General features: G+C 42.1%; 21 protein-coding genes. 4 read left to right on the top strand and 17 right to left on the bottom strand.

The window, feature by feature from the left end:
- Positions 1–2: 2 nt before the first annotated feature.
- The 4 genes from PGR74_RS04065 (at position 3) to PGR74_RS04050 (ending at position 3261) form a co-directional block, all read left to right on the top strand.
- Positions 3–380 (top strand): BlaI/MecI/CopY family transcriptional regulator, encoded by a 378-nt coding sequence (locus PGR74_RS04065; RefSeq protein WP_041503314.1) that lies wholly within the window; start codon positions 3–5, stop codon positions 378–380.
- 4 nt (positions 381–384) lie between these two features.
- The gene (locus tag PGR74_RS04060; RefSeq protein WP_110688485.1) at positions 385–1623 is read left to right on the top strand and encodes a M56 family metallopeptidase; all 1239 of its coding nucleotides are present in this window, start codon (positions 385–387) and stop codon (positions 1621–1623) included.
- A gap of 153 nt (positions 1624–1776) precedes the next feature.
- A complete protein-coding gene (frr, locus tag PGR74_RS04055) occupies positions 1777–2340 on the top strand; it encodes a ribosome recycling factor (protein ID WP_041503312.1) in 564 nt (187 codons plus the stop codon).
- A 135-nt stretch (positions 2341–2475) separates the two neighbouring features.
- Positions 2476–3261, top strand: a complete 786-nt coding sequence (locus PGR74_RS04050) for a DUF5672 family protein (RefSeq protein WP_110688529.1) — start codon at positions 2476–2478, stop codon at positions 3259–3261.
- Here the strand turns inward: PGR74_RS04050 and PGR74_RS04045 are convergent.
- From PGR74_RS04045 to rsgA, 17 genes are all read right to left on the bottom strand, one after another.
- Positions 3245–4201, bottom strand: a complete 957-nt coding sequence (locus tag PGR74_RS04045; RefSeq protein ID WP_110688484.1) for a glycosyltransferase family 9 protein — start codon at positions 4199–4201, stop codon at positions 3245–3247. The two genes, PGR74_RS04050 and PGR74_RS04045, sit on opposite strands and share 17 nt — an antisense overlap.
- A gap of 10 nt (positions 4202–4211) precedes the next feature.
- Positions 4212–5150, bottom strand: a complete 939-nt coding sequence (locus PGR74_RS04040) for a glycosyltransferase family 2 protein (RefSeq protein WP_110688483.1) — start codon at positions 5148–5150, stop codon at positions 4212–4214.
- A 12-nt stretch (positions 5151–5162) separates the two neighbouring features.
- Positions 5163–5954, bottom strand: a complete 792-nt coding sequence (locus PGR74_RS04035) for an HAD-IIA family hydrolase (RefSeq protein ID WP_041503310.1) — start codon at positions 5952–5954, stop codon at positions 5163–5165.
- The gene (locus PGR74_RS04030) at positions 5941–6753 is read right to left on the bottom strand and encodes an aldolase/citrate lyase family protein (protein WP_041505221.1); all 813 of its coding nucleotides are present in this window, start codon (positions 6751–6753) and stop codon (positions 5941–5943) included. The genes PGR74_RS04035 and PGR74_RS04030 overlap by 14 nt, the downstream gene beginning before the upstream one ends.
- 2 nt (positions 6754–6755) lie before the next feature.
- On the bottom strand, positions 6756–8540 hold the full coding sequence (locus tag PGR74_RS04025) for a thiamine pyrophosphate-binding protein (protein WP_200889849.1): 1785 nt from the start codon (positions 8538–8540) through the stop codon (positions 6756–6758).
- A complete protein-coding gene (locus PGR74_RS04020; RefSeq protein WP_235375061.1) occupies positions 8540–9433 on the bottom strand; it encodes an NAD-dependent epimerase/dehydratase family protein in 894 nt (297 codons plus the stop codon). The genes PGR74_RS04025 and PGR74_RS04020 overlap by 1 nt, the downstream gene beginning before the upstream one ends.
- Complete coding sequence (gene rfbH / locus PGR74_RS04015) at positions 9420–10757, bottom strand: lipopolysaccharide biosynthesis protein RfbH (protein ID WP_041503306.1); 1338 nt, start codon at positions 10755–10757, stop codon at positions 9420–9422. Before rfbH ends, PGR74_RS04020 begins: the two co-directional genes overlap by 14 nt.
- Entirely contained in the window at positions 10754–11833 is a 1080-nt protein-coding gene (gene rfbG / locus PGR74_RS04010) for a CDP-glucose 4,6-dehydratase (protein ID WP_041505223.1), read from the bottom strand. Before rfbG ends, rfbH begins: the two co-directional genes overlap by 4 nt.
- A 15-nt stretch (positions 11834–11848) precedes the next feature.
- Positions 11849–12619, bottom strand: a complete 771-nt coding sequence (gene rfbF, locus PGR74_RS04005; protein WP_041505224.1) for a glucose-1-phosphate cytidylyltransferase — start codon at positions 12617–12619, stop codon at positions 11849–11851.
- Between the two features lie 181 nt (positions 12620–12800).
- Positions 12801–13550 carry a 3-deoxy-manno-octulosonate cytidylyltransferase gene (gene kdsB / locus PGR74_RS04000; RefSeq protein ID WP_270516751.1) on the bottom strand — a complete coding sequence of 250 codons (750 nt, stop codon included), beginning with the start codon at positions 13548–13550 and terminating at the stop codon, positions 12801–12803.
- Between the two features lie 4 nt (positions 13551–13554).
- The gene (locus PGR74_RS03995) at positions 13555–16083 is read right to left on the bottom strand and encodes a M1 family metallopeptidase (protein ID WP_052649400.1); all 2529 of its coding nucleotides are present in this window, start codon (positions 16081–16083) and stop codon (positions 13555–13557) included.
- Positions 16084–16091: 8 nt separating this feature from the next.
- A complete protein-coding gene (locus tag PGR74_RS03990; protein ID WP_041503302.1) occupies positions 16092–16445 on the bottom strand; it encodes a bactofilin family protein in 354 nt (117 codons plus the stop codon).
- 14 nt (positions 16446–16459) lie between these two features.
- On the bottom strand, positions 16460–16801 hold the full coding sequence (locus PGR74_RS03985; RefSeq protein ID WP_041503301.1) for a bactofilin family protein: 342 nt from the start codon (positions 16799–16801) through the stop codon (positions 16460–16462).
- Between the two features lie 236 nt (positions 16802–17037).
- Positions 17038–18057: a beta-ketoacyl-ACP synthase III gene (locus tag PGR74_RS03980; protein ID WP_041503300.1), complete on the bottom strand. Its 1020-nt coding sequence runs from the start codon at positions 18055–18057 to the stop codon at positions 17038–17040.
- Between the two features lie 111 nt (positions 18058–18168).
- Positions 18169–18354 carry a 50S ribosomal protein L32 gene (gene rpmF / locus PGR74_RS03975; protein WP_041505225.1) on the bottom strand — a complete coding sequence of 62 codons (186 nt, stop codon included), beginning with the start codon at positions 18352–18354 and terminating at the stop codon, positions 18169–18171.
- Between the two features lie 17 nt (positions 18355–18371).
- Positions 18372–18896, bottom strand: a complete 525-nt coding sequence (locus tag PGR74_RS03970) for a YceD family protein (RefSeq protein WP_235375060.1) — start codon at positions 18894–18896, stop codon at positions 18372–18374.
- A gap of 110 nt (positions 18897–19006) precedes the next feature.
- The gene (rsgA, locus tag PGR74_RS03965; RefSeq protein WP_041503299.1) at positions 19007–19930 is read right to left on the bottom strand and encodes a ribosome small subunit-dependent GTPase A; all 924 of its coding nucleotides are present in this window, start codon (positions 19928–19930) and stop codon (positions 19007–19009) included.
- Positions 19931–19978: the final 48 nt, after the last annotated feature.

The raw sequence follows: 19978 nt of genomic DNA, 5'->3' as shown, positions 1-19978 counted from the left end.
CAATGAGAGAATTAACAAGAGCAGAAGAACAAGTCATGCAGATCCTTTGGGATCTGGACAAAGCCTTTGTCAAAGAGATCGTAGAGAAATTTGCCGACCCTAAACCGGCCTATAATACGGTCTCTACTATTATCCGAATTTTGCAGGAAAAAGGATTCGTAGACCATGAAACTTTTGGAAAAAGTCACCGATATTTCCCTCTTGTGGACAAAGAGACATACACCCGAAAATTCCTGAGGAATTTTGTAGGGAACTATTTTGAAAACTCTTATTCGCAAATGGTTTCTTTTCTCACCCGCTCGGAAAATATCGATTTGAAGGAGTTGGAAGACATCCTGCAAAAAGTAAAAGAAGCTCAACAGGCCGAACGAAAAAAATAGAGTCATGATACCCTTCTTACCTTATATCGTTAAGTCGACAATCATATTGATTGTTTTATTGGGATACTATCAACTGGTGTTGCAAAAACAAACTTTTTACAATACCAACCGTTTTTACCTACTCGGCATCCTGCTAATGGCTCAACTTATTCCGTTCATTCAAATAACAATTCCTTTCCGCTCCTTTATGGAGAGTCAGGGAATCATGGACAATCCGTTTGCTGCCATTTTCTTAACCGATACAAATGTCGAAGCTTCTGTTTCGACTCCCAATTACTGGATTTGGATCTATTTTTCCGGAGTAATCGTCGTATCCGTTAAATTCGCTTTAGCCATTTTGCAATTAAGGCATTTAGTAAATACAAATCCATCTAAAAAAATACGAGGGATACGAATCGTTTTTCTTCCCCGATCCTATCCGAATTTTTCGTTTTTCCATTTACTCTTTGTCAATCAATCCGTAGAAGACGCTGAAACCCGGCAAAATACTTTCGCCCACGAAAAAATACACATACGCCAACTACACAGCTTGGATTTACTATTCATCCATCTTTTCTGCCTGATCAATTGGTTCAATCCTTTTGCATGGCTACTGAAAAGAGCCATAATCCAAAATCACGAATTCATCGCCGATCACCGGGTGATCCAAAAATATCAAACGGAAGGTTATCTTCGACTCATACTGAGCCAATCATTTAAAACCCATTTTTCTTTCACGAATCACTTTGCATGTTCCAACCTAAAGAAAAGAATAATTATGATGACAAAACAACAAACCCAAAAGTACAAAGTATGGAATTACGTACCAGCCACTTTACTCTGTGGATTTCTCTTTATTACTTTTTCCTGTCAAACGGAAGAATCAAACTCTCAGGAGCAAAATGTCACACAAACACTTAATTTAAGTAACGTTACCGCAGATACGACAGATACTTTCGTTACGGTACAAGATATGCCCGTTTTTCCTGAAGGGGATATCGTCAAATGGATCAATCAAAAGACCAAATACCCGGCCGAAGCCCAGAGAAAAGGATTAGAAGGCAAAGTAGTTATCCAATTTATAGTAGCGAAAGACGGTAGTGTTAAGGATATAAAAATTGTTAGAGGAGTAGAAGAAACATTAGACGCAGAGGCCGTTAGAGTTATCCAGTCCATGCCAAAATGGAAACCAGGGAAAGTAAACGGAAAAGCGGTGAACGTCTCTTTCACCGTGCCGATTAATTTCCAAATTAAGGATTTATAAACACGACAAAAAACAAAATTCCGGACGGAGAGTCTCCTTCTTTATCGACTACTAAAAATATATCGTAAAGGAAAACTCGAAAAGAATAGATTGAAATAAAGTTTTTTATACCTTTGTAATCAATAGGCAAAATAACATTAAATCACAATTTATATGAACGAGGAAGTACAATTTTATCTTGACGAAGCCAAAGAAAGAATGGAAGCTGCTCTGAATCATTTAGAAACAGAATTAAGTAAAATCAGAGCGGGAAGAGCTAACCCGAAAATCTTACAAGATGTCATGGTAGATTATTACGGAAGTCTTACCCCGTTAAATCAAGTTGCCAACATTTCCAGTCCGGACCCTCGGACGATCTCCGTACAACCGTGGGAAAAAAGCATGATTGCTCCCATCGAAAGAGCCATCATGGCAGCCAACTTGGGATTAAACCCGGATAACAACGGAGAAACCATACGAATCAATATTCCGTCTTTAACGGAAGAGCGTCGTCGTGATTTGGTAAAGCAAAGTAAGGGAGAAACAGAAACCGCCAAAGTCAGTATACGGAATGCACGGCGCGATGCCATAGAACAGGTAAAGAAAATGGTTAAAGACGGACTTCCCGAGGATGAGGCCAAAGATGCCGAAGCTGTCGCTCAGAAGCTAACCGACGAATACGGTAAAAAAGTAGACGAGTATTTCGCTAAAAAAGAGAAAGACATTATGACTATCTAACTCGGCTATCCCCGACAGGCTTTACGTTCCAATGGGAATATTTTGCTCGAATGAATAATGCCGTCCGTCATTTGCCGGGCGGCCCCTTTAGTTTATAATACGATACATATTGCCCCACCTTCAATTATCGTGAAGATGAATCAACTCGTAAAAATCATAATACCTGTCTATAAAACGGATCTGAATCGTACGGATATTATTTCATTAAATCAAGCAGTTAAGGTATTAAACCATTATCCTAAAGTCATCATCAAACCGAACAGCTTAGATGTGACGGAAGTGTTAGACTTGTATCCCGATACTTTCGAAATTGAAAGTTTCGACGATCACTATTTTGCCAATATTGCAGGCTATAACCGTTTAATGCTTTCAGCTGAATTTTACGAACGATTTCTTCACGTGAAATACATTTTGATTTATCAATTGGATGCTTTTGTTTTCCGGGATGAGCTCACCCAATGGTGTCAACGGGGTTACGATTATATCGGAGCCCCCTGGTTATGTAAATTGAAGTACCGGAGGTTCCCCTTGAACTTTTTTCTAAAACTTCGGGGAGCAGTCTATTCCCTTGCGGGAATAAAACACAGGCAGCAATGTTTTTTCAAAGTCGGGAACGGTGGATTCTCTTTACGCAAGGTTGATACGTGTTATCGCAAAACAATAGAGATGCAATCACGCATTCACACCTATCTTTCCCGTGTCGGCGAAAGCAGCCAATTCAACGAAGATGTCTTTTGGGCTTTGGAAGCAACGAAAAACAACGACTTCTCCATACCGACCTGGCAGGAAGCAATACATTTCTCATTCGACCTATTCCCGAAAATCTGTTTTCAATTCGCTCAAAAGCAACTCCCTTTCGGTTGCCACCGCTGGAACAAAGAGTTGAATTTTTGGAAAGACTATATCAATCTCCCCGATTAAGTAATAACTCGACATGATCCACAATCATTTGCGGTGTTATATTCCGAATATAATCTTCCTCATTGATCATATTGTTCTCCACTTTCAAGGCGATACCGAAATCGACCTTGGGAAGGATCGTAGAGGTCGGACTCGTGGAGAGTCCCAAAAGAGCCACAAATTTCGTGTGAACCGCTGCAGCGATATGCATGGCAGAAGAATCGATGGTAATCAACGCATCTAAATTGGCTATCGTCGTTACAAATTCCCCCACGGAAGTTTTTCCGGTCAGGTTGATAACACTATCCAATTTCACCCGTTTCAAATAGGAAGCATGAATCCCCGCATCGTTACGGTCTCCTATCAAAACAAGATTATAGCCGTTTAACAATTTCAACAATTCAAGCGACAAACTTTCCGGATATCTTCTATATTTCTTATTTATACCTCCCAAATACAAACCGATTACCTGTTTATTATCCGGGAAATAAAACGTCTTCTCTTGTTTATAGAATAATCTCAAAGGCGGAAGGTAAATATATTTATTATTGAAATACTTATTCACGAGCATAGCATACCGATTGATATAATGCACGTTACGATTTAATGGCATCTTAAAATCCAATAAAAAACCCCTTCCTTCATTTTTGTATCCGATAAGGCATTTTACCAAAGCCAGTTTAAATATAAAAACAGAAATAAATGTATTCGTAAATAGGATACCCAAGTCGTATTTACCCTGATAAATCCGTTTGACGAAAGTAAGGTAATTTTTTCTTCCTTTCTCAAAACAAATAAAATCATCGATTCGAGGATCATGTTCAAATATATCTTTTATAAAAGAAAGGCCCAACAAGGTTATCCTCGAATCCGGATACTCCTGTTTTAATAAGTCTATCGCAGGAAGTGTATTTATTGAATCCCCAATAAAATTAGGCATTCTAATAATAATGTTTTTCATATACAATTCTTTATCCCTTCTTTTTCACAAACATCCTTTTAAAAGGATATACTAATCCATATAGAAATAGTTTCACAAAGTTAATATATAAATAAGGGCAACTCCAATAATGTTTAAAAATAATGCGAAAAGTTCCTTTCGTTTCGAAACAATACATCTCTCTATCTTTGATATAGATACGTTTAAGCCAAAGATAAAGATGCCCTTTAAAAAGTTTGCGCTTCTCCTGTTTAAACACATTGAAAGAGAGGGCGCCGCTCCGGAGATACTCCTGATAGATCCCTATATAGTTCTCTACAAATATTTTAAAAAAATTATATCCTCCTTTCTTACTGGGTGGAAGCGTTTCATAAAGATCTTCCCGGTAGACTACGGTAGGGCTCTTTTCATTCACGATTCTCAGCGTCCAATCCATTTGGCTCAACTGTAAAGATCGGCAACGTTCCTTATCGGGTAGGGCCTCAAAACATTCTCTCCATGTACCGAAATGCCCAATCCAAGTAGACCAGAAAGAGACTTTCTCCACAAAATCGTCCAATGAATAACATACGGCCTCGTTAAACTCCGGTTTTGATACCCTCGTATAAAAGAACAAATTCTCACCGGACTCCTTGTGCTTTTCTATCCTCTCCAACAAATAACCGAGTGTACCTGCTTTCAATATGGAATAGTCATTCAATAACTTCACGTACCTACCCGTCCCTAAAGACAAAACCAACTCGAAATTGGCATCGCGAATATTCTCCGGGTTCCTGTGATACACAACATTCGGGTAAGACGAGGAGTATTTTTTTACCACTTCAGGCGTTGCGTCCGTAGAACAATTATCCGAAACGATTACCTCAACCCGCTCGTCGAACTCCTTATCGCACACAATGCGAGAGAGTACCGCATCCAAGATCTCACACCTGTTATAAGTAGGAATACAAAGAGATAATAATTTTTCCATCTCTATCCGTGTCTAAAAAAACAATAACAACTCTTCTATATTCGCCAATACATTCGTACGACTCTTCTCTAAATCGGTCGAAAGCAAGAAAGAGGAACAACCGAAATTTTGAGCCATCCGGATATCAGATTCATACGAATCTCCTATCAAAGCAATCTCCCGAGGGTTTAATCGGAATCTATCGGACACCATAGATAACATATAGGTATTAGGTTTGCCTATCACCACGTCCACCTCCCGTTCACAAGCCACCTCCATCGCACGTACAATAGCCCCGCACCCCGGATACCTTATGCCTCCGCCGACAGGATAATTCTTATCCAAATTACAAGCTATTAGCTTAGCTTCCGGATACCTGTCTATCATTTTCAATGCCTCCGCGAGCCTGCTATAATCGATACTCGTATCGAGTCCCAGCACGATGGCCTCTACCTTGCAACTTTCCTTCTCGGAGTACTCGACCACGTTACACGCTTTTCCTATCTCGCGTTTCAACCCGGCCGTTCCCAAGCAATAGACATTCTTATATCCTTCTCTACATACAAAATCTACGGTTACCGTCAAAGAGGAGAAAATCTCCTCTTCTTCAGCCTCATATCCCAATCGTACTAATTTATTTTTTAACTCGATTTCGTTTTTGGAAGAATTATTGGTAAGATATAATAACCGATATCCTTTGTTCTTCAACTGTTTCAAAACCTCCGGTGCCCCGTCAACAGCCTTATCACCATTGTATAAGGTGCCATCCAGATCAAAAGCGAGTGTTGTTACCTTCAATTCATTTTCTCTTTTAATAATTTCCACCGGCTTCTTCGATTAATTTTTTATAACGAGCCTCAAGCATCACGATGCGATTAGCATCTTCCTCGTATATACTTTGGTAGAAATGACGTTTATTTTTCAACCACATCAATTCAAAGCCCACGGCTTTCAATATTCCTTTATCCGACTCTTTTCCCAAGGCTTCGGGACAAGCAAAAATAACCTTACGGGTTTCATATCCATGAAGAGTCCCTTGGGGTAAACGATTGAAGAACGGTATGGATGCCGCAGAAACTCCTCCGCCTATAACACACTCCAATCCAGCTTTTTCAGCCCTTTTACACAGATCATCGGCAATTTTAAAAATCTCTTCCGAATTGATATCTTCCCGGGTCATCCCCATAGATCCTGTCATGTCTACCCGTCCCAATACAATACCTTTCAAATCCCCGATACAAGGCAATTCCAACATCCTATCAAAATTCCTATACCCATCGATCGTTTCGATATTTACCAAAAAATCCACATCGTTCCACTCCTCGTCGGGGAATACCAAGCGAGTAGCATGAAGAAATTTCTTCAAGGCATAAGGGGTCTCGATCATAGGCGCCACAATACGCTTTACTCCGATAGAACGCGCATCATACATATCCTTAATGGCCTCTCCTCCTCCAATCTTTATCGTCAGGTCCAATCCGGCCTTCGTTACCACTTCTTTCAATCGCAGAGCCTCTTCCATACGCGTCCCTTCAGCCTCAAACTCTGCCTTAATGCCAATCACATGATAATTTTCTTTTAAGTCGATCAAAGTTTCGACCATCTTATGTTCAAGAGCATTCATAACTATTCATTTAATGGTTTTATAATCATATTTTCTAAAAATTCTTCCCGGGAAAGAAAAGGATACAGGTCTTCCAACGGTTTGGAAACCATCCGGCCGTCCTCTTTCCTCACGGATGAGGTTTTCGGCATAAACTTGTAATCATCCAACAGATCAACGACACACACCATCGGCGTATTGTCCTGCAATAATTCGGGTAACACCCGCTCCATCTCCTCGTGAGAAGAAATGGAAAGTGTTTTAATGCCGAAAGCCGTTCCGAGTTTGACAAAATCAGGAAAACCGACTCCACTATCCTCATTGCAACCGATATATTGTCCCGCAAAAAAATTATCCTGAGTCTGTTTAATAGAGATATACCCGTGATTATCCAATACAATCAGCTTAATAGGTAATTTATAATAGGCCATCGTCGCCATCTCCTGTAAGTTCATCATCAGACTGCCGTCCCCTGCCAGACAGATGATCTGCCGTTCGGGATGAGCAACGGCAGCCCCTATGGCGGCAGGCAAATCATATCCCATGGAAGCGCAGCCGGAATTCCATATATATTGCTGCCCTTTCTTCACTTCTCCAGCCTGAAAAAGCACCACGCACGCGGTTCCGTTTCCGGCGACAACAGTCGATTTATCAGATAAGCGACGGGTTAATTCCCTCATGAAATAATAAGGTTGAACTCTCTCCTTTGTATACTTATACTCTTCCGATACCGTAGGGTAACGTTGTTTCCTTACCTGACACCAGGCTAACCAGTCCGGCCAGGACCGCCTGGGAGTATAGGCTCGCAGGCGGTCAATAAACCACCCGGCATCGGCGCATATACCCATATCCACCCGAACCGTCGGTTTTCGAAGCTCTTCAGGATCGATATCCACGACCACGTGCTTACCTGCGCGTACATAGTATTCCCAATTATAACTTACCTGACGTATATTGTTTCTGGAACCTATCGTGATAACCAAATCAGCATTTTGAAGGGCAAAATTACCGGCTCTCGAACCTAATGTTCCTATTCGACCGATATAATTAGGATTCTCCTCTTCCAGAATATCCATTCCGTTAAACGTCGTAAGGACGGGTATATGAAATTTCTCCGCCAAAGCCCGAAAACGATCCGCAGCCTTAGCTATTTTTATTCCGTGTCCGGCCACAAATACGGGACGTTCGGCCTTTTCCAGCCACTCGAAAAAAAGAGTAAGATCCGGCTCCTCTTTTTTTATCGAAGAAGGACTATACTCTTTTTGAATCTTTTCATCCATAATCATCCCCTGAATATCCATGGGCACATCTATCCACACCGGACCGGGACGACCAGAGAGAGCCCGGTCCACGGCTTCGTCCAAAACACTCTTCACCTCATCCAACGAGGTTATCTGTTTGGCAAACTTGGTGAGCGGTTTTACCACCTCGATAATATCCACCTCCTGATCTCCCAATTGACGAAGTCTGAGCCGAGGGTAACGGGTAATAGTCGTCTGTTGTTTTACCTGACCGGAAATATACAAAACGGGTACGGAATCCGTCCACTGCCCCATAAGTCCGGTCAACGTATTTAAACCGCCAGGACCAGTCGTCACATTAACCACCGCCAACCTGCCCGTCGAACGGGCATAAGCTTCAGCCGCAATAGCACAAGCCTGTTCATGATGATTACAGGTATATTGTAATCCTGCACAATGTCCGATAGCGTCGTTCAGGTGCATCGCACCACCCCCCGTAATCATAAATACATGTTCAACACGGTATTTCTCAACCAATCGCTTAAAAATATAATCACTTACTCTCATTATTTATCCACTAACAATAAATCTCTGTTTATATGAGCCTTATTATCGACATACCAACGGTATAACCGTGTAACGGCTTGTTCCAAAGGTGTGAATTTCAATCCGGGCATCTCTTCCGACAACCGGGTATTGGAACCACTATACTCTAACCCCTTCCCCTCTTTAGCGATAATGACAGGCAAATCTTTTCCGGATATACGCCTCACCATCAAAGCCAATTCATATAGAGAAACCGAAGAGGCCGGGGTAATATTATAGGCCTTGTATTTAGGCCGGGCTTCGATAAAATACTCTAACACCGTCATCAAATCCTCTACAAAAATATAATCAAAATTCCGGTCCTGCTTTATCGTAATCGGCAAATCAAACAACGTCTTACAAATCGCATTCGAAATAAAACGAATCGCATAATCTTCATATTTTCCGAAAATTCCGAAGATTCGTAAATCGTATATATTCGAACTTTTTTCAATACACTTTTCACAGACATACTTGGAAAAACCGTGCTCATCTGCCGGAATATTTTGTCCATACTCCTCTTCCTTCATCTTGGGATGATAGTACCTCATATCATAAATCGCACCGGAGCCCAATACAATCATTTTTTCATACTCCTTCACGTGTCGTTCCAGATTAAAAAACATCCGGGTATTGTTATAAAACAATCCTTCACACGAAGCCGCATTCCGATGTCCCGGCTGACCGGCAGCATGTATCACCACATCCACCGAATGACGATGGAAATAGTCGTCAACCTCCTTCTCGTTGACAAGATTCAATTCCTTACTCGAAGGAGTCAACAGACGATACCGTTCGGAAAGGAAACTCTCCTTTATATTCTTACCGATAAAACCATTCGAACCTGTTAATAAAATCGTTTTATTCATGCTCATGACAGAACGCTTTAATTTCTTTTATCATATAGTCGAGCATAGGTTTCTTCATGCCGGGATAAACACCTATCCACAAAGAGTTCGTCATCACCAGATCCGTATTTTTCAACTCTCCGACCACACGGAAACCTTCTCCGCTTTTACGCATCTCATCGAAACAAGGATGTTTGATCAAATTCCCGGCAAACAACATTCGGGTTTGAATATGATGTCTCTCAAGATGGTGAACCAGATCATTCCGGGTAAAACCGGCATTTTCTTTTACAAAGATTAAAAATCCGAACCAACTGGGATCAGCATTTCCGGTAGGCTCTGCAAAAATCAACCGATCCTCCAAACCTCTTAACCCCTCCCTCAAATAAGTCCAGTTTTGTTTTCTGGCCTCCACGATAGCCGGAATTTTTCTCAACTGCGCACATCCTATTGCAGCCTGCATATCCGTGACCTTCAGGTTATATCCGAAATGCGAATAGACGTATTTATGGTCATAACCGAGAGGAAGTTCTCCGAATTGCTGGGTAAAACGTATTCCGCAGGTATTATCTTTTCCCGAATCGCACCAACAATCCCTTCCCCAATCCCGGAACGAATTTACTATCCGGTGCAGTAACAAATTATTGGTATAAACGGCTCCGCCCTCCCCCATCGTGATATGATGAGGCGGATAAAAGCTGGAAGTACCTATATCACCTATGGTCCCCGTGTATTTCCACTCTCCGTCCAGTCGGTATTTGGAACCCAATGCATCGCAATTATCCTCGATTAGCCACAATTGATGGCGATCACAAAAATCTCTTACCGCCTTTAAATCAAAGGGATTACCCAACGTATGAGCTACCATCACCGCTTTCGTCCTCGGCGAATAAGCCCGCTCCAACAAGGTCACGTCAATATTATACGTGGGTAACATGATATCCACGAAAACAGGCACGGCCCCATAAATGATAAAAGGGGTCACCGTTGTCGGAAAACCGGCCGCAACCGTTATCACCTCATCCCCTCTTTTTACTTGTCTCTCCTTCAATTTCGGAGAGGTCAAGGTCATAAAAGCCAACAAATTGGCAGACGATCCGGAGTTGGTTAAAGAACAAAATTTCACACCTAAAAACTTGGCAAATTCCCGCTCGAATTCCGAAGCATAACGTCCGGTCGTCAACCAGAAATCCAAAGAAGCATTCACTAAATTTTCCAATTCATCCTGATCGAAATAACGTCCCCCGTAACCGATCCTGTCTCCTTCCTTAAATTCAGTCTCTTTCTCCTTAAATTCCTCTATGTAATACTCCCTTACGAGCTTCAAGATTTGTTCTCTTTTCGTATTCATGATCTTTCAAAAAAATTTTTTATCTGCTTTTCCGTGTACTCCCGTATATTTCCGGGATCCTCATTATAGTTTTTATACCATTCCAAGGTCCATTTCAACGCTTCGGAAGCATTCAACCGGGGATACCATTTCAATTCTTTATTAGCCAACGATATATCCAATCTCAACATATTCGCCTCATGCAACACTCGCGTATCCTGTCGTACGACATACTCCCCTTCTCCCCAAATTTCAATGGCCGACTTTGTCATCTCCTCTACCGTCAACGTGTCGTGAGACCAAGGCCCGAAATTATAGGCGTTGGACATTTCCCCGTACCTCTCGGATGCCATGGCCCCCAATAACAAATAGCCATATAACGGTTCCAAGACATGTTGCCACGGACGAACAGCTCCCGGGTTTCTCAGAACAATCTCTTTCTTTTCCTGGAGAGACCGGATGATATCCGGAACCAAACGATCCTTGGCCCAATCTCCTCCGCCGATAACATTACCCGCCCGGGCTACGACCAAAGCTTTATGATGTTCCCCGTAACTTTCGGTATTAAAAAACGAATTCCGATAAGAATCGATTACCAACTCGGCACAAGCCTTACTCGCGCTATACGGATCATACCCTCCCAACCTGTCATTCTCCCGGTAGGCATAGGGCCATTCGTAATTATAATACACTTTATCCGTGGTAATCAACACGACGGTACACTTGTGTTGCCATCTCCTTAAGACATCCAACAAATGAGCCGTCCCGATACTGTTTACGGCAAAAGTCTCCACCGGGAATTCATAAGACAAACGAACAATAGGCTGAGCCGCCAGATGAAAGATAAAATCAGGTTCAAACGTTGTAATTTCCCGGGACAGACGCTTAGCATCCATCAAATCCCCGATCACGGAGGTAGCTATCTCCTCTACCTTTAAAACGTCGTATAAGTTGGGAGATGTTTCCGGAGCCAAAGCATATCCCTTTACCCGAGCTCCTAACATTGAGAGTATCTTGATCAACCATGCGCCTTTAAAGCCGGTATGGCCCGTCACCAAAACCTTTTTCCCGTTATAAGGGTTCTCTTTCCAATCCATACGTCAACAATTACGTTACCAAACTTTCCAAACAGCCTCTCCCGATTCCCACATCTTATTCAAATCTTCCTTATCTTTCAACGTATCCATAGGTTTCCAAAAACCGGCATGTTTGAAAGCCATCATCTGATGTTGTTGTGCAATTCGCTCCATGGGCTCTCTCTCCCAGGTAATATGATCTCCTTCGATAAAATCAAACACTCCCGGCTCGCACACAAAATACCCCCCGTTAATCCAGGCTCCGTCTCCCTTAGGCTTTTCAATAAAAGATTTAACACTATTCTCCTTCTCTATCGTGATAGCACCGAAACGACCAGTCGGCTGAATGGTCGTTACCGTGCATAACTTCTTATGGTTTTTATGAAAACGGAGCAGTTCCCCGATATTTACGTCTGATACACCATCTCCATAAGTCAGCATGAAGGTCTCGTCACCTATGTATTTTTGAATCCGTTTGATACGACCTCCCGTCATCGTGTTCAACCCCGTATCGATCAACGTTACCTTCCACGGTTCCACATCCGTATCCAGTATCTCCAAAGAATTCCGTTGCAGATCGATCATCAGATTGGAACGATACATACAATAATTTGCAAAAAACTCCTTGATTATATGACCTTTATAACCTAAACAAATAATAAATTCATTCACTCCGTACTGAGAATAAGTCTTCATGATATGCCACAAAATAGGCATTCCTCCGATCTCAACCATAGGTTTCGGTTTGATTCCCGTCTCTTCACTCAACCGGGTTCCTAATCCCCCTGCCAATATAACTGCTTTCATCTATTAATAAATTTAGAACACCAAATTTTGTTCAAAGATAACGCTTAATAATCAGAATTACCTTCATTCCGTTAAACAAAAAAATGACAATTGACGATTGTAGATTAAGAACTTCGGCGCTTGAATGACGAAACGATCCATTTCCAATCACCGAATTATCAAATCATAGCATATAAATCCCTTAATCTTGGAGGATTTTCTTCAAATCTTCCGGCGTATCGATTCCGATAGATTCATGATGAGTGATGCTCACGGCTATCTTATAACCGTTCTCCAACCAACGTAATTGCTCTAAAGATTCGGCTTTCTCCAGTATCCCCTGCGGAATTCGGGTGATACTTTCCAATACTACCGGACGATAGGCATACATTCCCACGTGTTTATAATAAGGAGTGCGCGTCAGCCATTCACCTTGGTCTACTCCTCGACAAAACGGAATAGGGCAGCGACTAAAATAAAGGGCCGTATGTTGTTGGGAAAAAACGATCTTCACCTTATTGGGATCAAATATTTCTTCATTCTTTTCAAAAGGTTTGGCCAAAGTCGCAATCTGAATGTCTGGCTCCTCGAACCTCGATATCAAGGCCTCTATCTGTTCCGGCAGAATAAAAGGTTCATCTCCCTGAACATTTACAATAACCTCGAAATCCTGTTGCAAAAGTTCTTTCACTTTTTGATAGGCCTCATAACAACGATCGGTCCCGCTTTTATGAGTTGTTGCCGTCATCACGGCTCGACCTCCGAACCGGATCACGGTATCGTAAATCCGTTCATCGTCCGTAGCCACATAAACATGTTCCGACACGGCCGTCGCTTTTTCATACACATGCTGTATCATCGGCTTCCCCGCTATTTCGACCAAAGGTTTCCCCGGAAATCGGGTAGAAGCATACCTGGCTGGAATTAATATTAAATTAGATTTGAGAATCATTATGCTATTCTAATTTGAGATTATTACTCTCGGCATGAAGTCGTCGTAAATGATCGGAATTGGACAATATTTTTAATTTCAGATTGTGCGGATAGTTGGGATGTTTCTCCAAAAAATGAGTAACGACGGAATAAACATACTTGCTCGTGTGGCCGGATAAACCGGCATTCAACCAGTCGGAAGGGAAAAAGATATCCCCCGTCTCCTGTATTTCCTGCAATTTCTCCAACACTTGAGGTATGTATTCTTCGGACTCTTGACGGCGCAAGGGATGATTCAACCACCTCAGACTCTCTCCCGCCCAAACCTCATTTACTCTATTCTTTTCCAACAACAAAGCGTTAAAAACGCTATCCCGGACCTGTTTTTTTCCGGATACGGAAGGCAATACATAGGCAAAACGATTCAACAAGTCCTTATTCTTTACCGTTCTGAGGATGTATTTCTTCATATTCTGATATTGATTGGAATCTCTCAATATCATATTATAAGCTATCAGTATCCTGTCGTCATCCGCGATCGTCATCCCGCCCGTCTCTTCCGTACCGTATAATATTTTCGCTATATATCCTTTGGCTTCCGACGAGGTATATATACCCAACAATGTTTTAAAATAGGTTTTCTTGTTCACTCCCGTCTGTTCTTTTGATAACATATCCATGCAGAAACGCTCCAGATCCTCCTGCAATAACTGACGGCTCCCCTCATCCAGGTAAGTATTATATACGGTAGTTAAAAACGAAAGCGTCCGATTAATAACCAAATTATTCGTTTCCGCGGGCAGATGCTTGATACAAAAACGAACAAACAGCTCCCCCTTTAACTTTTTATTCAAAACTCCTTCATATAGCAATTGCCAGCTGACTGCCCGGTACAAAGGTTCAGGCAATTCACTCAAATACTCGTTCAAGGCACGAACAGAATACTCCGTAGGTAAGAAACAACCGTATCCCAAAACATCTCCGTCCGGCAACACCACCTTAGCATTACGGTAGCGCGTTAACGTATCTTTCAAAAAGAGAATATTTTCCCGCAAACGTCTGTTGCTTTCCCAAATAACCGATATCCGTTGAGGCCATACCCGGTTTTTTCCGGACTCATCGACCATTTCGACTCCATTTTCACCGAATTCGATCAATGGGGCTCCCGCCTCTTTCACCCATATTTCGTTCCACGCCTGTAAACCGACTCCGGATGTCTCTTCGAGCAGGGTGATCAAATCATTCCAATCCGCATTGGAATAAGCCCATCTCCTCAGGTAATGACGCAATCCTCTACGCAACTCCCCTTCCGTAATCAAATTCTCCAACATATTCATCACAATAGGCGCTTTATGATAAATAATATCCCCGTACAAAGTTCCCGCATCTTTCAGGTTATCTAATTGTTGCAAGATCGGATGAGTACCCTCGGTTCGATCCGTACGTAAAGCAGCTTCATAGTGACTTAAATAAAAATTCAACTTATGATCGACCGTCGGATACAGGCCGGCTAAAATTTTACCTGCCATAAAATTTGCAAAAACCTCCTTCAGCCATACATCGTCAAACCACTTCATCGTCACCAGATCTCCAAACCACATATGGGCTGTTTCATGAGCGATAACCTCACTTCGTCTCAAGCGTGCCGTCATATCGGCATCCGGATCGAGAAATAACCGTGAAGCATGGTAATACGTTGCCCCCGGATGTTCCATTCCTCCGAATTGAAAAGCCGGAATAGCAACCACATTGTATACATCGAAGGGATAAGGCCTTCCCGTGTATTTCTCCATCCAATTTAACGAATAGGCCACCTCCCGGGCTATTTCGGATAGGCTGCCATTAATTTTAGAGGTATCTGTCTCCCGGTAATAAATACCGATCCAACGCCTGTCTACATACCATTCCGCGTAATCAAAAACTCCCGCCACAAATGCAAATAAATAAGTGCTCAACGGCTTCGTCTCCTCAAATTCATACAGTTTATAGTCATCGAACTGCTCCATTCGTAACAAATCCCCGTTGGCAACGGCTCTCCATGTCGAAGGAATTTTCAATCTCAATTTAAAACGCCCTTTGATATCCGGTTGGTCGAAACAAGGCATCAACGTCCGGCAACGGTCCGGAACCAATAAGGTGTAAAGAAAATCGTCATTCCGATTCAAAGAGGTCTCTCCGGCTCGAAATTTAATATTCAGCGAATTCCGCCCCTCTTTTAAATTTTTTTCTTCAATAATAATATGTTCATTCTTAAATATATACGGGACTCTTTCTCCATCGGAAGTAATCGAGATAATACTTTCTTCGTCCGCCTTAAAATCCAAAACGACCGGAGCCAACTGTAACAACTCGAAAGAGATTTCCGAATCGGCAATGATGGCAGCCCCTTTATCGGAGGGAATCGCAAAGTACAAGCTATAACTTACTCCCCCGATATTCGATTTCCGCTCTTGTGCCAGTTCTTTTGAAACCCCTTTTTCAATACCACCATTTCCCCTCTCGCAAGCGGCAAATAATAAACAGAATTGTATAACGGCTAAAAAACAACGCACGTCCTGATTTATTTCTGGTGAACTTCTCTTTCTATACGGCACTCCCCATTAAAAACAGCTCCTGATTCTATCATTATATAAGCGGCCTTTATCGTACCCACGAAGGTCGATTTAGCTCTCAAGGAAACCGTTCCAAGCGAAAGTATATTACCCTGAACATTGCCTAAGATATCTACACTCGGTGAATTTATCTCTCCTTCTACCTTTGCCGTCGGTCCAATAACCAAACGCCCCGTAGTATTAATCTTACCTTTAATGGTTCCATCGACACGTATATCATTTTTCGCATGAAGATCCCCTTCGATAGAAGTCCCCTCACTTAATAAATTCAACGCTACCTGTTGTTGTACTTCTTTTCCCATAAAAGTCCTTTAGATTATATTTTTACCAAACACAACTCGTTAATACCTATTCTATTCCCCACAATCCGCAAACGGCAGGTTTCAACACGTCCTCCGACACGCCCTTCTTCACGTATAGTCAAATCCCCCGTATTCACGCTCCCCTTTACCAGGCCATCCACATCCAACACCTTGCAATTCACATTACCTTCCACAACTGCACCTCTTTTAATCACCAACACTCCGCCACAATCCACATTACCCGCAACAATACCTCCCAGGAACAAATCATTCGGCACTCTTATATCCCCTTGAATAACGGATGTACTAAGAATAACTGTTCTCTTCGCATTAGGTTGATGTACATTTTTCGTCATATTGCAAGAAAATAAGTGACCAAATATACAACAAGTAATCTAAAATAAAAAATCAAATCTAACGAAATCTGAGCATCTGTCCTCCAATATTTCTTGCGACAAAACGGGATAACAGACGTAACGCCATAAACAACAAAAAAAATGCTATCCTACCGGATAGCATTTTATAATATCGTAAATTGCAGATTAACCACCGAACCCTTCGATTACCGGACACCTGATCTCATTCCGCTTTTTTATCCACGACTGCCAATTGCATTTTTCCCGTCATACCCCCATTTGAGGTAGATCGCTCCCCAGGTAAACCCGGCCCCGAAAGCAGCTAAAATCAGATTATCCCCTTTCTTAAGCTGATCTTCCCACTCGTAAAGACAAAGAGGAATCGTCGCAGAAGTCGTATTTCCGTATTTATGAATATTTACCATAACTTTGGACCGATCCAGTCCCATACGGTCTCCCGTTGCGGCAATGATTCGCAAATTAGCCTGATGAGGCACGAGCCAAGCCACATCGTCGGAAGTCAGATTGTTTTTTTTCATGATCTCTACCGATACGTCGGCCATATTAGAAACGGCATGTTTAAATACAGGCTGCCCCTCCTGATATATGTAATGCTCCCGGGCCATGACCGTCTCCATGGCAGGAGGTTTTAACGAACCACCGGCTTTCATATGCAAATGCACCCTTCCCATTCCGTCAGAACGCAAAATATGATCCATCACCCCTATGTTCTCAAAGGTAGGCTCTAATAATACGGCAGCAGCACCATCACCGAAAATCGGACAAGTGGCACGATCCGTGTAATCGGCAATAGCAGACATCTTTTCCGCTCCCACCAAAACGACTTTCTTGTAACGTCCGCTCTCGACGAATTGTGTAGCCGTCGTTAATCCATACAGGAATCCGGAACACCCGGCATTCAGATCAAAACTAAACGCCTTTTTTATTCCTACCATATCGGAAATTACATTTCCATTGGCCGGAAAATGCATATCCGCCGTAACGGTACAACAAATCAAAAGGTCGACCTCTTCAGGTGTAAGTCCCGTCTTGCGAAAAAGATCCTCAACAGCTTTCGCTCCAAGGTATGCACTTCCTTTATCCTTATCCCGTAAAATACGTCTCTCTTTGATACCAATCCGGGTCATAATCCACTCATCCGTGGTGTCCACCATACGACTCAACTCTTCGTTTGTCAAAATATAGTCGGGACAATATGCACCGACCCCCGTAATTACAGCCTTTGGCCTTTCCATAAAGTTTTTTTTGATAATTTTCGTTCACTCGAAATAAATACCCCTATACAACCATAGCCCCCTTATTACAGGGGGCTGTATTATTTAAGGCAACTTATCGTCACATCAAAATTATGCGACAACAGCTTTCTCAATAGCCAATTTACCCCTGTAATACCCGCATTCCGGACATACAGTATGATACTGTACTGCAGCACCACAATTTGAACACTTTGCTATTGCAGGAACTGTCGCCTTGTCATGTGTTCTTCTCTTATTCCTTCTCTGCTTAGAGGTTCGGTGTTTAGGATGTGCCATTTTTTTCTATTTTTAATTTAGTTATTAATTAATTTCTTCAATTCATCCCATCGGGGATCGCTTTTTTTATTCTCGTTTATTACCAAATTGTCCAGCACTTTTTCCATCTCCTCATTACACTCTCCATCCGGATGTACAACCCGAAGAGGGTAATTCAACATATACATTTCATATAGCGGTGCACTCAAATCTAAAAAATCTTCCTCTTGCGACAACACGATAAAATCATCCTCGTTCCCCTCTTCACGTTCTCCGTATTTCACATAAAGATTCAACTCTCCGCTAACAGGTAATTCCATCTCTTCCAGACAACGATCACATACAGCTTTCACCACTCCCGTAATCTTCATCCTCACCTCCATCAAAAGAGAAGACTTCACGATATCCACACAAGCCCTGACTTCTCCTTTCGTCCCTTTTGTCGTCTCAAAGCAATCGAAAAAAGAGTCGTCCAACATGAATTCGAAGGAGTGTTTCCCCTCTCCCAAGCCCCTGTGAGCAATCTTATATTCTTTCAACCTATCCACTACTATACGAAACAAAAACGGCGCAAATGTACAAAAAATAATTCATCTGCGACAACTATTTCTCTCTTTTTTATTTTCATCCCTCTCCAAAACGAATATTACAATTTTGTACCCCGATCGTACACTTACCCCTTTCTATATTTTTCTGTCTCTTCTTCAAACATACTGACATAACTGAAATAACGGGTCTCACTGATCTTACCCTCTTTAACAGCCTCCAATACCGCACAACCGGGTTCATGAATATGAGTACAGTTATAATAGCGGCAATCTTCGGCATACTTAAATATTTCCGGGAAATAATGAGATATTTCGTTTTTTTCCATATGGACAAGTCCAAAAGCCCGAATCCCCGGTGTATCCACGATATACCCTCCGAAACTCAATTCGAACATCTCGGCAAAAGTAGTCGTATGCTTACCGGTATCGTGCATTTCGGATATTTTTGCCGTTTTCAGAGTCAGCTCCGGCTCTATCCGGTTGATCAAAGAGGATTTTCCCACACCCGATTGTCCTGAAAACACGGAAACTTTATCTTGCAACAATTGTTTTACTTCCTCTACACCCTCTCCCGTTTCCGCGGAAACGGCCAAACAGGTATACCCCACGTTCCGATAAACATCCACCAACGCCCGCAAAAGCCATCGATCTTCCTCGTCACACAAATCTATCTTATTAAAAATCAAGACGGCAGGAATATTATATGCTTCCACGGAGACTAAAAAACGATCGATAAAGACGGTAGAAACTTCAGGATGTTTCAAAGTCGTGACCAGTATCGCCTGATCTACATTCGCGGCAATAATATGGGCTTGCCTGGAGAGATTGGTAGACTTCCGTATAATGTAATTTTTACGGTCTAATATATCATAAATAACTCCTTCTCCCGCTTGTCGTTCAACCGCCACTCTATCACCGACCGCCACCGGATTAGTGGTCTTTATGCCTTTCGTCCTAAATTTTCCTTTTATCCGGCACGACCAGATCTCCCCGTCTTCCATCCGTACGGAATACCAACTCCCGGTCGACTTTACAACAACACCCCTCATCTTAGATTAGCCATTTAAATTAAAAATCGGTTCGCGACGAAAACTCAT

The organism is Sanguibacteroides sp. AM78-02pH3A (assembly GCF_027666085.1).
GTDB classification, from domain to species: Bacteria; Bacteroidota; Bacteroidia; order Bacteroidales; family Marinifilaceae; genus Gabonibacter; species Gabonibacter massiliensis.
This window is presented reverse-complemented; position numbering and strand designations above follow the sequence as displayed.

Bases quoted from the DNA above. Each gene is read 5' to 3' on its own strand.
- PGR74_RS04030 (WP_041505221.1), bottom strand. From the start codon at position 6,753: ATGAATGCTCTTGAACATAAGATGGTCGAAACTTTGATCGACTTAAAA.
- PGR74_RS03990 (WP_041503302.1), bottom strand. From the start codon at position 16,445: ATGGGAAAAGAAGTACAACAACAGGTAGCGTTGAATTTATTAAGTGAG.
- PGR74_RS04060 (WP_110688485.1), top strand. From the start codon at position 385: ATGATACCCTTCTTACCTTATATCGTTAAGTCGACAATCATATTGATT.
- frr (WP_041503312.1), top strand. From the start codon at position 1,777: ATGAACGAGGAAGTACAATTTTATCTTGACGAAGCCAAAGAAAGAATG.
- PGR74_RS03985 (WP_041503301.1), bottom strand. From the start codon at position 16,801: ATGACGAAAAATGTACATCAACCTAATGCGAAGAGAACAGTTATTCTT.
- kdsB (WP_270516751.1), bottom strand. From the start codon at position 13,550: ATGATTCTCAAATCTAATTTAATATTAATTCCAGCCAGGTATGCTTCT.
- PGR74_RS04020 (WP_235375061.1), bottom strand. From the start codon at position 9,433: ATGAGCATGAATAAAACGATTTTATTAACAGGTTCGAATGGTTTTATC.
- PGR74_RS04025 (WP_200889849.1), bottom strand. From the start codon at position 8,540: ATGAGAGTAAGTGATTATATTTTTAAGCGATTGGTTGAGAAATACCGT.
- rsgA (WP_041503299.1), bottom strand. From the start codon at position 19,930: ATGAGGGGTGTTGTTGTAAAGTCGACCGGGAGTTGGTATTCCGTACGG.
- rfbG (WP_041505223.1), bottom strand. From the start codon at position 11,833: ATGGATTGGAAAGAGAACCCTTATAACGGGAAAAAGGTTTTGGTGACG.
- PGR74_RS04045 (WP_110688484.1), bottom strand. From the start codon at position 4,201: ATGAAAAACATTATTATTAGAATGCCTAATTTTATTGGGGATTCAATA.
- PGR74_RS04040 (WP_110688483.1), bottom strand. From the start codon at position 5,150: ATGGAAAAATTATTATCTCTTTGTATTCCTACTTATAACAGGTGTGAG.
- rfbF (WP_041505224.1), bottom strand. From the start codon at position 12,619: ATGAAAGCAGTTATATTGGCAGGGGGATTAGGAACCCGGTTGAGTGAA.
- PGR74_RS03980 (WP_041503300.1), bottom strand. From the start codon at position 18,057: ATGGAAAGGCCAAAGGCTGTAATTACGGGGGTCGGTGCATATTGTCCC.
- PGR74_RS04065 (WP_041503314.1), top strand. From the start codon at position 3: ATGAGAGAATTAACAAGAGCAGAAGAACAAGTCATGCAGATCCTTTGG.
- rpmF (WP_041505225.1), bottom strand. From the start codon at position 18,354: ATGGCACATCCTAAACACCGAACCTCTAAGCAGAGAAGGAATAAGAGA.
- rfbH (WP_041503306.1), bottom strand. From the start codon at position 10,757: ATGAATACGAAAAGAGAACAAATCTTGAAGCTCGTAAGGGAGTATTAC.
- PGR74_RS04050 (WP_110688529.1), top strand. From the start codon at position 2,476: ATGAATCAACTCGTAAAAATCATAATACCTGTCTATAAAACGGATCTG.